This is a genomic window from Duganella sp. BJB476, assembly GCF_003416895.1.
Taxonomy (GTDB): Bacteria; Pseudomonadota; Gammaproteobacteria; order Burkholderiales; family Burkholderiaceae_D; genus Rugamonas.
This window is the reverse complement of record NZ_QVIO01000012.1, coordinates 15794-27585: the sequence shown is the minus strand read 5'-3', so window position 1 is coordinate 27585 and position 11792 is coordinate 15794. Positions and strand designations below refer to the sequence as shown.

The 11792-nt window shown below is 66.8% G+C and carries 11 protein-coding genes; 3 read left to right on the top strand and 8 right to left on the bottom strand.

The window, feature by feature from the left end; genetic code table 11:
• Nucleotides 1-96: 96 nt before the first annotated feature.
• The 8 genes from D0T21_RS29865 to D0T21_RS29830 all read right to left on the bottom strand — a co-directional run bounded on the left by D0T21_RS29865 (nt 97) and on the right by D0T21_RS29830 (nt 9056).
• Nucleotides 97-870 (bottom strand): spermidine synthase, encoded by a 774-nt coding sequence (locus D0T21_RS29865; protein ID WP_116993634.1) that lies wholly within the window; start codon nt 868-870, stop codon nt 97-99.
• A gap of 77 nt (nt 871-947) precedes the next feature.
• The gene (locus D0T21_RS29860; protein WP_301546352.1) at nt 948-1475 is read right to left on the bottom strand and encodes an FxDxF family PEP-CTERM protein; all 528 of its coding nucleotides are present in this window, start codon (nt 1473-1475) and stop codon (nt 948-950) included.
• A 214-nt stretch (nt 1476-1689) separates the two neighbouring features.
• Complete coding sequence (locus D0T21_RS29855; RefSeq protein WP_116993632.1) at nt 1690-3066, bottom strand: PAS domain-containing sensor histidine kinase; 1377 nt, start codon at nt 3064-3066, stop codon at nt 1690-1692.
• Nucleotides 3066-4406 carry a sigma-54 dependent transcriptional regulator gene (locus tag D0T21_RS29850; RefSeq protein ID WP_116993631.1) on the bottom strand — a complete coding sequence of 447 codons (1341 nt, stop codon included), beginning with the start codon at nt 4404-4406 and terminating at the stop codon, nt 3066-3068. The genes D0T21_RS29855 and D0T21_RS29850 overlap by 1 nt, the downstream gene beginning before the upstream one ends.
• A gap of 58 nt (nt 4407-4464) precedes the next feature.
• A complete protein-coding gene (locus tag D0T21_RS29845) occupies nt 4465-5700 on the bottom strand; it encodes an FtsX-like permease family protein (protein WP_116993630.1) in 1236 nt (411 codons plus the stop codon).
• Between the two features lie 11 nt (nt 5701-5711).
• Nucleotides 5712-7028 carry an ABC transporter permease gene (locus D0T21_RS29840; RefSeq protein WP_116993683.1) on the bottom strand — a complete coding sequence of 439 codons (1317 nt, stop codon included), beginning with the start codon at nt 7026-7028 and terminating at the stop codon, nt 5712-5714.
• A gap of 10 nt (nt 7029-7038) precedes the next feature.
• Nucleotides 7039-7767, bottom strand: a complete 729-nt coding sequence (locus D0T21_RS29835) for an ABC transporter ATP-binding protein (RefSeq protein ID WP_116993629.1) — start codon at nt 7765-7767, stop codon at nt 7039-7041.
• 20 nt (nt 7768-7787) lie between these two features.
• Nucleotides 7788-9056: an efflux RND transporter periplasmic adaptor subunit gene (locus D0T21_RS29830; RefSeq protein ID WP_116993628.1), complete on the bottom strand. Its 1269-nt coding sequence runs from the start codon at nt 9054-9056 to the stop codon at nt 7788-7790.
• Nucleotides 9057-9248: 192 nt separating this feature from the next.
• Between D0T21_RS29830 and D0T21_RS29825 the strand changes: the two genes are divergently transcribed.
• The 3 genes from D0T21_RS29825 to D0T21_RS29815 are packed head-to-tail and all read left to right on the top strand — an operon-like array spanning nt 9249 to nt 11785.
• Nucleotides 9249-10802: a DNA mismatch repair protein MutS gene (locus D0T21_RS29825; protein WP_116993627.1), complete on the top strand. Its 1554-nt coding sequence runs from the start codon at nt 9249-9251 to the stop codon at nt 10800-10802.
• Between the two features lie 55 nt (nt 10803-10857).
• A complete protein-coding gene (locus D0T21_RS29820) occupies nt 10858-11385 on the top strand; it encodes a GbsR/MarR family transcriptional regulator (RefSeq protein WP_116993626.1) in 528 nt (175 codons plus the stop codon).
• 1 nt (nt 11386) lies between these two features.
• Nucleotides 11387-11785 (top strand): thiol-disulfide oxidoreductase DCC family protein, encoded by a 399-nt coding sequence (locus D0T21_RS29815; RefSeq protein WP_116993625.1) that lies wholly within the window; start codon nt 11387-11389, stop codon nt 11783-11785.
• Nucleotides 11786-11792: the final 7 nt, after the last annotated feature.

The following is an 11792-nucleotide window of genomic DNA, read 5'->3' as shown; positions in this document are numbered from 1 at the left end:
AATATTGCGTGCGTTATACGACGACTTGGCGTAATCTGACCGACGGGCTGCCGCAAAATGGTGCAAAACTGTGGTGCGCACGCATCAGTAAACTGTTTATTGCTGATCCAACATCCAGCCCTTCAAACCGTTGACCCAGGACTTGGCCGGCAGGTTCAGGCTCTTCTTGATGGCGCCGGCGCGCTCGTACAGCACGCTGAAGTCCAGCACCGGCGACTGCTTGAAGGCGATCACCACGATGTTGGCGTCGTGCACCTCCGGCAGCCAGACCACGGCGTCGAACACCTGTTCCATCGCGTGCAGGTTCTTGTCGTAGTTGGCGAAATCGCCGAACACATTGGTGGTCATCATGCCGCCGTCGCGCAGGCAGTCGAAGCAGGCCTGGTAGAACTCGGGCGAGTCCAGCACCGGGCCGCGCGCCTCCTCGTCGTACAAGTCCACCTGCAGGATGTCGACGCTGCCATGGTTGGCCGGGTCGAGCACGAAATCCATGGCGTTCATTTCCAGCACGTTGAGGCGCTCGTCGTTGGACGGCAGGCCGAACTGCGCGTTGCAGATGGCGATCACGTTGGGATTGAGCTCGACCGCCGTCACGCGCGCGCCGGGCAGGCGGCGGTAGCAGAACTTGGTCAGCGCGGCGCTGCCCAGGCCCAGCTGCACGATGTGGCGCGGCTGGTCGTTGAAGAGCAGCCACATCATCATCATCTGCACGTACTCGAGTTCGATGTTGTCCGGCTTGGCCAGGCGCATCGCGCCCTGCACCCAGGAGGTGCCGAGGTGCAGGCTGCGCACGCCCTCGAATTCGGTGGTGGTGGCCGGCGGGTGGCCGGGCGCGTCGTAGCGGGCGGGAGAGGCAGGAATCTTGGACATGGCGGCAGTTTACCAGCCCGTCAGGCTTTGCGCGCGGCGTAAAAAAAGACGCCGCGGCGTCTTTTGGGGGATAGGGCTCAGGATTTGCGGCGGCGCGCCATCCATCCCATCAATGCCAGGCCGCCCAGCAGCATGCCGTAGGTGGCCGGTTCCGGCACGGCCGAGGTGATGTCCAGCGTGCCGGCGTAGCTGGCGGTGCCGGTGTCGGTGCCGATGATGGTCAGCTTGACCAGGCCGCTCACCGGCACGCTGAAGAACACGCTGCCCGATGCGGTGCCACCGATGAACGGGATGGGCACGCCGTTATAGACCGTCAGTGGCACGCCGTTGATGTCGGCCCAGCTGAAGTTCAGCACGCTCGTTGGCGAAGCTGAAACGTTGGTAATGTTGGCGAAGTAGCCCTGCGCCGAGCCCGGCAGGCCGGAATACGAGAAAGTGTAGGTATCGACGAAAGGCAGCCCGTCGCTATGCGACGTGCCGAACGGCGTGGTCCAGACACTTGGGCCGCCCGTCATGGCGATGACCGCCGGCGCATAGTTGTTCGCCATAGCGCTTCCCGCTGCTACGGCCAATAGCCCGGCTGCCAATATTAATTTTAATTTCATATTATCCCCGCGAAAAATCAGACAAAATTCACGAAACCCCGTGCTGCCCATGCAAAGTACGCTTGGGAATTTTCGATGTCAATTCGATATTTTTTGATCGCGGTGGAAAGGCTGATAGGGCGCAGCTAATACACGGGCTGAACATTAAGAAATTTCCAATGATCAATTTCCGTTGTGCAAATTATCAACTTAATTTCAATTCAGTAATGACGTTTTAGTTGCTGCTTGCCGACACTGGCAGGATCAAAGTGACGGTCAGGCCGCCGCCGTCGCGGTTGGCCAGGGTGATGCGGCCGCCGTGGGCTTCGGCGATTTCGCGCGCCAGCGCCAGGCCCAGGCCGGTGCCGCTGCGCTTGGTGGAGTAGAACGGCACCAGCGCGTTGGTCAGCACGGTGTCGCTCATGCCGGGGCCGCGGTCCTGCACGTCGATCCGCACCGCGCCGTGCAGGCGCCGCACCTCCAGGCTGACCTCGTTGGCCGGCGAGCCCGATTCATGGGCGTTCTTGAGCAGGTTCAGCAGCGCCTGCTCCAGCTGCGAGGGATCGAAGGCGCAGGGTTCGTCGGGCGGCTCGCCGGCGATGCTGAAATCGACCTGGGCCGCCAGCTGGGCCAGGAAGGCCGGCCACGCCTGCAGCTCCAGCCGCGGCGTCGGCAGCTTGGCGAAGCGCGCGTAGCCGAGGATGAAACTTTCCAGGTGGCGGGTGCGCTCCTCGATGGTGGCGAGGATTTGCGGCAGGCGCTCGGTCTGGCCGCGCCGCACCAGCTCGGCACCGGAATGGGCCAGCGAGGTCAGCGGCGCGAGCGAGTTGTTCAGCTCGTGGCTGATGACGCGGATGACTTTTTTCCAGGTCTGCACTTCCTGCCGGCGCAACTCCATGGTCAGCTGGCGCAGCAGCAGCAACTCGTGCTTGCGGCCGTTGAGGTTGAAGCTGCGGCGCGCCAGGTGGTAGACCTCTTCCTCGTCCACCTCGGCGCCGGCCTCCCTGGTGGTGAACAGGCCGTCGCCGCCGCGCGCCAGCGCCTCCAGCAGCGCCGGCGAGGCGTGCGCCAGGATGTCGTCGAGCCGGTGGCCCTCCAGCTTGCGGCCCTGGTTGAGCAACTGGCGCGCCGCCACGTTGGCGTAGACCACCGGGCCGGCCTCGTTGACCAGCAGCATCGCCACCGGCGTGTTCTGCACCATGGTGTCGAGCAGCAGCTCGCGCTGCACCAGGTCCAGCCGCTGCTGGCGCAGCACGTCGCCCAGCGCGTTGTGGGCCGCCACCAGGTCGCTCAGTTCGTCGTTCTGCGGCCAGTGCAGGCTGAACGAGAAATCGCCGTCCTTGTAGCTGGTGACGGTGCCGGTCAGCGCGCGGAACAGCGACAGCATGTATTCCAGCTGGGCGCGGATGGTGATGATGGAGATCGGCAGCACGCACAGCAGGCAGACCGCCAGCACCAGGCCCGGATGGTCGGGGAAGAAATGGGTCAGGGTCAGCGCGATCAGGATGCCGACCGTCAGCAGCGTGCCGACCATCGCGGTCCAGCGCGTCAACAGGGATAAGCGTGGAGCGGACGGGCGGGAGGCGCCCTGGCGGCGGCCGGCGTCGTCCATCAGGGGCGGGCGATGCCCAGCCGCTCCATGCGGCGGTACAGCGCCTGGCGCGACAGGCCCAGCTCGGCGGCGGCCTGCGCCACCACGCCGCCGGCGCGGCTCAGCGCCAGGCCGATGCTGTCGCGGTCGGGCTCGCGCGCGCCGTCGTCGGCGATGGCGTTGGCGGCGACCGGCAGGCCGAGGTCGCCGGCTTTGATGACGTCGCCGGCGGCCAGCAGGCCGGCGCGCGCCATGACGTTTTTCAGCTCGCGCACATTGCCCGGCCACGGGTGGGCCAGCAGCGCCGCCTGCGCCGACGGGTGCAGCTGTTTGCCGGCGCCGAGGAAGTGCAGCGCCAGCGGCAGGATGTCGGCCGGACGGCCGGCCAGCGGCGGCAGCCGCAGCTCGATCACGTTGAGGCGGTAGAACAAGTCTTCGCGGAAGCTGCCGGCCCGTATCATCGCCTGCAGGTCGGCGTTGGTGGCGCTGACCACGCGCACCTTGACCTGGCGCTCGCGATTGGAGCCGAGCCGCTCGAAGCGGCCGGTCTCCAGCACCCGCAGCAGTTTCATCTGTCCGGCCAGCGGCAGGTTGCCGATCTCGTCGAGGAACAGGGTGCCGCCGTCGGCCGCCTCGAACTTGCCTTCGCGCGCCTTGGAGGCGCCGGTGTAGGCGCCGGCGTCGGCGCCGAACAGTTCGGCCTCGATCAGCTCGGCGGGCAGCGCGCCGCAGTTGAGCACCACGAAGGGGCCGTCGCGCACGGCGGAGTTGGCCTGGATGATCTCGGCGATGCGTTCCTTGCCGGTGCCGTTCGGGCCGCTGATCAGGACCGGGACGTCGGCGCGCGCCACCTGGCAGGCCAGGTGCACCACGCGCTCGGTGGCCGGGTCTTGCCACACCATGCCGCGCAAGTCGTAGCCGCGCTCGAGCTCGCGCCGCTGGCGCAGCTCGGTCTGCAGGCGCTGCTGCAGGGCCCGCTTGGCCTGGCCCAGCTCGATCAGATTGTGCACCGTGGCGATCAGGCGGTTGTCGTCCCACGGCTTGGCCAGGTAGTCGGCGGCGCCGGCCTTGACCAGGTCGACCGCCGCGTCCAGGTGGGTCCAGGCGGTCAGCAGGATCACCGGCAGCTCGGGGTGGCGCTCGCGGATGGCGCGGAACAGCGCCGTGCCTTCCTCGCCCGAGGTGGTGTCGGCGGAAAAGTTCATGTCCTGGAGCACCAGGTCGACGCTGTGGCGTTCCAGCAGCGCCAGTCCGGCTTCGGGGGAGGCGGCGCGCAGCGCGTCGATGTCGTGCAGCGAGAACAGCACTTCAAGCGCGATGGTGACGGCGGTGTTGTCGTCGATGATCAATACGGTAGGCATGCCGTAAGCATAACATTGTCGCGGCATGCCCGGTACAGCAAACATCGCTTCGGCCACCCTAGGCGCTGCGGGTGGCGGTGGCCGGCGAAATCGAGGCCGCGCGCCAGGCCGGACCGTACACGGCGGCCACGCCCAGCGCCCAGAACACGGCGGCGCCGGCGATCAGGTAGCCGGCCGGCAGGCGCGCCATCTCCAGCTGGCTCACCAGCAGCTGGTTCAGACCCAGCGCCAGCAGCACCCCGGCCGCCACGCCGACGCTGGTGATCATGAAGTTCTCGGTGACGAAGTAGCGCAGGATGTCGACCCGGCGCGCCCCCAGTGCGCGCCGCACGCCGATCTGCTTGCGGCGCTGCGTGACCCACAGGCTGGCCATGCCGACGATGCCGCTGGCGGTGATCAACAGCAGCAGCACGCTGACCGTCACCAGCATCCACGCCAGCGCGTTGTCGGCGCGGTAGCGGTTGGTGCGCATTTCCACCATGGTGCGGGTCTTGACGACGACCGGGATCGGCGAGGCCGCGCGCAAGGCTGCTTCGGCCTCCTTGATCACGCGGTCCAGCTGGCCCGGTTCGGCGCGCAGCGTGTAGCTGTCGGCGTCGTCGCCGGTCAGGCGCACCGGCACGATGGTCGAGAACTCGCCGGTCTCGTCGATCTGGGCGCCCGGCGTCTGCAGTTGTTCCACCACACCGACCACGCGCGCGCCCTTGGCCCCTTCGCCGGTGCCGAAGTAGACGGTCTTGCCGATGAAGCTGGCCTGGCCCGGCCACAGCTTCTCGCCCAGCTTGCGGCTGATCTGTAGCACCTTGGGCATTTCATCGCTGGTGTTCTGGTCGACTTCCGGCGTTTCGCCGGCGACGAAATCGCGGCCTTCGACCAGCCGCAGCCCCCAGGTCTGGACCAGCGAATCGGCCGCGTAGTAGGTGGTGGACTGCGCGGTCGGCTTGATCTGCTTGCGGTCGATCGCCATGCCGGTGTAGTTGCCCGAGCGCGACAGCGGCATCTGCGACACGTTGGCGACCGCCAGCACGCCCGGCACGGCGCGCAGCAGCGCCGTCTCGCGGCGCTGCACCGCCAGCTGGTCCTGGTGGCCGCCGTTCTTCAGGTGGCGCACTTGCAGGGCGAACACGTCCTGCTCGTTGGCGAGGCCGCTGGTGCGGGCCGACACGGCCTGGCGCACCTGCACGATGTGCAGCGCGTTGGCCAGGATCGCCAGGCTCAGCGCGACCTGGACGGCGACCAGCACCGGGCCGGTCTTGTTGCGCAACAGCGCGGAAAGGATGGGGCGGATTTCCATGATGCGGGTCCTTATTGAGATTTGAGTTGCAGCGCCGGCGTCACCTGGCAGGCGCGCCAGGTCGGCAGCAGGCCGGCCAGCACCGCCGCCAGCACCGCCAGCGCGAAGGTGGTCAGCAGCATGATCCAGTCCATGTGCGCGACCACCGTCAGCGCCTTCGACTGCATGGCGATCAGCGCCAGCGCGCCGAAGGCCAGCAGCAGGCCGAGCGCGCCGCCGACCAGGCCGACCACGGTGGTCTCGATCAGGAACTGGTTGAAGATTTCGCGGCGCGAGGCGCCCAGCGCGCGGCGGATGCCGACCTCGGCGGCGCGCACCGAGAACTTGGCCAGCAGCAGGCCGATGGTGTTGACCAGGCACAGCACCAGGAAGCCGAACGCCAGCCAGGCCGACAGCTTGTTGTCGTTGCCGACCACCTTCATGTAGTCCAGCCATTCGCGCACGTCGTACAGCTTGTTGGGGGCGTTGCGCTTGAGGCGGCCCAGCTTGCGCTGTTCGATGGCGTAGCTGTCGAGGAAGCTTTGCAGCTCGGCGCGGTCGGCGCCGCTGCGGGTTTCGATCCACGCCTGCACCCAGGTGCATTCGGAGTTGATGAAAGTCTGGAAGCCGGGACCGACGTCGTCGGTGCAGCTGGTGCTGCCGTTGCGCTGCATCTCGTGGCGGATGGCGCTGGTGAACGGAATGAACAGCTCGTCCTCCTCGCTGAAGGCGCCGTCCTGGCTGCCGATGATGCGGTGGAAACGCGGCACCACGGTCCAAGTGTCGAGCACGCCGACGATCTGGTACTGGAAGCCGGCCACCGTCATGCGCTGGCCGACCGGGTCGGTGCTGCCATACAGTTTTTCCGCCAGCTTGCGGCTCAGCACGATGACGTCGGCGCCGGCCTTGTCGTCGGCCGGGCTCCAGCCCTGGCCGTGCAGGAGGGGGGCATCGAACATGTTGAAGAAGTCGCCATACAGCGCCAGGCCGCGCGCGGTGAACACGCCGACGTCCTTGCGCTGCGGCTCGATCGGCACGGCGACGCCGTAGATCGCGGTGCGGCGTTCGCCGGCCTTGCTGTTCATCAGGTTGACGGCGTCGCGATAGCTGAGCTGGCGGTCGTTGGGCTTGTCGCCGGCCTTGTAGCCTCCGAGCGGGCCGTTGTCGATCAGCGGCACGAACAGGCGCTCGCTCTTGGACGGGATAGGGTCGCCCGACATCACGTGCAGGATGGTCAAGGTGGCCACGCTGGCGGCCACGCCGATGGCCAGGGTCAGCACCATCAGCGCGGTCAGGGCCGGGTTGCGGCGCAGGCTGCGCAGGCCCAGCAGGAAGTAGTATTGGAACATGTTGCGCTCCTTATGCGACATGGGATTTGCCGTCGGCGTGGGCGTTGGCGTCGAACAGCGTCGGCGCCTTGCGCACCAGGTCCGACACCTGGCCGTCGATGATGTGGACGTTGCGCTGCGAGCGCACCGCCAGTTCCGGATCGTGGGTCACCATCAGGATGGTGGTGCCCTGGGCGTTGATTTCCTCCAGCAGCTCCATCACGCCGCGCGCCATCTGGGTGTCCAGGTTGCCGGTCGGTTCATCGGCCAGCAGCAATTTGGGCGAGCCGGCCAGCGCGCGCGCGATCGCCACGCGCTGTTGCTGGCCGCCGGACAGCTCGGCCGGGTAGTGCTTCATGCGCGAGGCCAGGCCGACCTTGGACAGCGCGTCCTCGATGCGCTCCTTGCGCTCGGCGGCGTTGAAGCCGCGGTAGCGCAGCGGCACGTCGACATTGTCGAACAGCGACAGGTCGGGGATCAGGTTGAAGCCCTGGAAGATGAAGCCCAGCTTTTCGTTGCGCAGGCGCGAGCGGGCGTTGTCGTCCATGCCCTTGACGTTGATGCCGTCGAGGATGTACTCGCCGTCGGTGAATTCTTCCAGCAGGCCGGCGATGTTGAGGAAGCTGGTCTTGCCGGAGCCGGAAGGACCGGTCACGGTGACGAATTCGCCTTGCTTGACGTTGATCTCGAAGCCGCGCAGCGCGTGGGTTTCGATCATGTGGGTACGATAGACTTTGCTCAGGTTTTGCATGCGCAGCATGGAGGGCCTCTTCAAAAAAGTTATTGATTGATCGAGACGCGTTCGGCGTTCTCGAAGGTTTCGGTACCGGAGATGACGACCTTGTCGCCCTGTTTCAAACCGCCGAGGATCTCCACCGCGGAGACGCTGGTGGCGCCCATCTTGATCGGGGTGCGGATGGCGATGCCGTCCCGGACTACATAAGCGTAGCGGCCGCCTTCGGATTCCACGAACGGGCCGCGCTGGATCATCAGCGTGTTGGGTTTTTCGTCGATCAGCAGGCGCGCGGTGACGCGCTGGTTCTGGCGCAGGCCGGCCGGCTGGGCGGCGGTGAAGCGCACCCGCGCCAACACCTGGTTCTTGACCACTTCCGGCGACAGCGCCGACAGCTTGGCGTTGGCGGTGCCGGTGCCGTAGTTGACTTCGGCGTTCATGCCCAGGCCGATGTCGGACACATAGGTCTCCGGCACTTCCAGCTCCACTTCCAGGCGCGACAGGTCGACCAGCGTCATCAGCGGCGCATTGGCCGGCACCACGCTGCGGTTGGCCACCGACAGGGTGCCGATGAAGCCGTCCACCGGCGCGCGCACGGTCAGCTCGTCGACGCGGCGCTGGGCGTTGGCCAGCGACAGGCGTTGGCGGTCCAGCTCGTTGATCTTGGTCTTCAGCTCCAGCGCGACGTTGTCGCTTTCCAGCTCGGCCGCCTGGCCGGCGTGCTTGGCGCGGATCTCGGCCGAGTTCAGCGCGTCCTTGGCCTTCTGGTATTCGATCTTGGCGATGATGCCTTCGTTGGAGACGGCGTTGTAGCGCTCCAGCGTGCGCAGCGCCGACAGGCGGTCGATCTCGGCGGTGTCGGCGTCGCGGCGGGCCAGCAGTTTCTGCTTGCGGGCCAGGATCTTCTGGCGCTCGACTTCGGCCTCCAGTTGCAGGAAGCTCGATTGCTCGCGCTTCAGCGCGTCGGTCAGGTCGGGCGATTCCAGCACCGCCAGCACGTCGCCCTTCTTGACGGTGTCGCCGGCGGCGGCCTTCAAGGTCACGGTGGCCGGCGAGGCCGAATACAGCGTTGGGCTGATGGCGGCGACGATGCGGCCGTTGACGGCGGCGTCGCGGATCAGCGTGCCGCGGCCCACTTCGGCGATGCGCAGGCGCGACAGGTTGACCGAATGGTCGCTGCCGCGCCAGGAGTGGACCAGCGAGTAAGCCGCCGCCACCAGGGCGATGGCGCCGGCGGCGATGATGAGGCGGCGCTTGGTGGCTTGCCCCTTGGGGGCGGCGATGACGGCGTCTTGATTGGAGGTGTCGCGTATCATGATCGTGTAAGTGTGTGTAGATATGCAACGTTATGCAGAAACTGTGCCAGCGCTTAAGTGCTTGATTTGATTGATGTTGGCCGCCGCCGTCCGTTGTCCGTGCGCTGTCCGGTCGTCCGCCCTGTCCGGCCTGACTTGATAAAGTGGCAAGCGTGACCATCTGTGACGCTGTCGCCCCCACCTGAGTACCGTATGAGCTTGTTCGACCGTTTGACCCGCCTGCTGCTGCCCGCCGAAACCCCGATAGTCGACTATCCCTTCGTTCCCAGCGACGTCGCGCTGTACCAGCGCACCGCCCACGCCGACGCCAGCGCGCTGGACGCGCAAACCTGGGACGACATGCTGCTGCCGCAGTACAGCGCGCAGCTGGCGCGCGAGACCAGCATCTTCGGCCAGCAGGAGCTGCACCGCCGCCTGCATGCGGACGGCGGTGCAGTGGCCGCGTCCGCCGTCCGCGTGCGGACACTGGCGCGGGACGCCGGACTGCGGGAGCGCCTGCACGCCGCCTGCTCCGGATTGCGCGGCGCCGATCGCGAAGTCAGCGAAAGCCTGTTCGGCGCCGCCTTGCCGCCGGCGCCGCGCTGGAGAGGGCTGCTGCCGTGGCTGCCGCTGGGCTTGCTGCTGTCGGTGGTGCTGGCGCTGGTCACCGGCGTGGTGGCGCTGTGGGGCGTGGTGGTGGTGCTGTGGATGGTGCTGCTGGCGGTGCAGATGCACTATCACGAAGCGGTCGAGGAGTGGCGCCGCATCCTGGCCACGCTGCAGCAAATGCTGCGCGCCCACAGCCTGCTGGCCGCGCTGGACGATCCGCTGACGGCCGGCCTGCGCGATGACGCGGCGCAGGCGGGCAAGCTCAATCGCAAGATCGGCCAGTCGGCGGCCGGCAACCTGCCTGGCATGCGCGAGTACCGCGACTGGCTGTGGCAGATGAATGTGCGTCACTATTTCGACAGCCGCGAGGCGGTGCGCAGCCATCTTGAATTCCTGCGCAGCAGTTTCCAGCGCGTGGCCACGCTGGAAGCCGACCTGGCGCTGGCGCGGCACCTGGCGCAGACGGAGCGCTATTGCTGGGCGGAGCAGGGCGGCGCCGTCACGCTGGAGCGGGTGGTGCATCCGCTGCTGGCGCAGGCAGAGCCGCTGTCGTTCGCGCTGGCGGGGCGGGGCGCCTTTATCTCCGGGCAGAACGGCATCGGCAAGAGCACCTTGCTGCGCACGGTGGGGCTGAACCTGATCGTCGCCCGCGCGTTCTGCTTCTGCTATGCGGAGCAGGCGGTCACGCCGCTGCTGCCGGTGTATTCCAGCATGCAGAGCGAGGATGCGCTGGAAGGCGGCGAGAGCCTGTACATCGCCGAGCTGCGGCGGGCGCGCGAGCTGCTGGCGCTGGCCGAGCGCGCGCCGGCCCTGTTCATCATCGACGAGATATTCCGCGGCACCAATCACCTGGAATCGATCTCGGCGGCGACGGCGGTGCTGCATACCTTGTCGCAGCAGGGCACGGTGATCGTCTCCTCGCACAACCTGGTGCTGGCGCCGTTGCTGGAGGAGCGCTTGACGCCGTGGTGCGTCAGCCGCGTGGGCGACGGCCTGCAGGTGGCGCCCGGCGTGCTGCGCGAGACCAACGGCATCGCCCTGCTTGCCGCGCGCGGCTTCGACGCCGCCATCTCGGCCAAGGCCAACCGCGTGTTCGACTGGCTCAGCGACTACATGGCGCATCCCGCCGATTGCGAGGGCATACGGAATAGTCTTTGACATTTGCAGGCTGCAGTTCTATTATTTCTGTAATGACAGAAATTAAGGAAATACCATGACGCTCGCACCGACGATCCAGAAGTACATCCTGCACTGGGGGGAGATGGGCACGCGCTGGGGCGTCAACCGTACGGTGGCGCAGATCCATGCGCTGCTGTTCCTGGTCAACCGCCCGCTGCCGGCCGAGGAAATCGCCGACACGCTGACCGTGGCGCGTTCCAACGTCAGCAACAGCCTGAAGGAGTTGCAAGGCTGGGGGCTGGTGCGCATCACCCACATCGCGGGCGACCGCCGCGACCATTTCGTCGCCTTGCAGGATGTGTGGGAAATCTTCCGCGTCATCGTCGAAGAGCGCAAGAAGCGCGAAATCGACCCCACGCTGACCGTGCTGCGCGAATGCGCGCTGGAGGCCGAGAGCGATCCCGAGCTGGAGGCGGCCACCAAGGTCAAGATGGACCAGGTGCTGGACTTCCTCGAAATGCTCACCACCACCTACGGCGACTACAAACACCTGCCGCCCGCCACCATGCAGCGCTTCCTGAAGATGGGCGGCAAGGTGGCGCGTCTGCTCGGAGGGGACTGACATGAGCGCGCTGACGCTGTACTACGACGGCCACTGCGGCTTTTGCCGCGCCGAAATCGCGCGCCTGCGCGGCTGGGACCGCGCGCATTGCCTGGCTTATGCCGACATCGCCGCAGCGGACTTTGTGCCGCCGCCGGGTACCAGCATGCAGGCGCTGAACAGCGAGATGCATGCGCTGGCAGCAGACGGCCGTCTGCTGGTGGGCATCGACAGCCTGCTGGCCGCCTACACGCTGGTGGGACGCGGCTGGATGATGGCGCCGCTGCGCGTGCGCATGCTGCGGCCGCTGTTTGCTGCTTTGTACCGCGGCTTCGCCCGCAACCGCTATCGCATCTCCGGCTGGCTGGGGCGTCCGGCTTGTGCCGATGGCGTGTGCGCCTATAAACATCCTTTGCGCTAATTTTTTC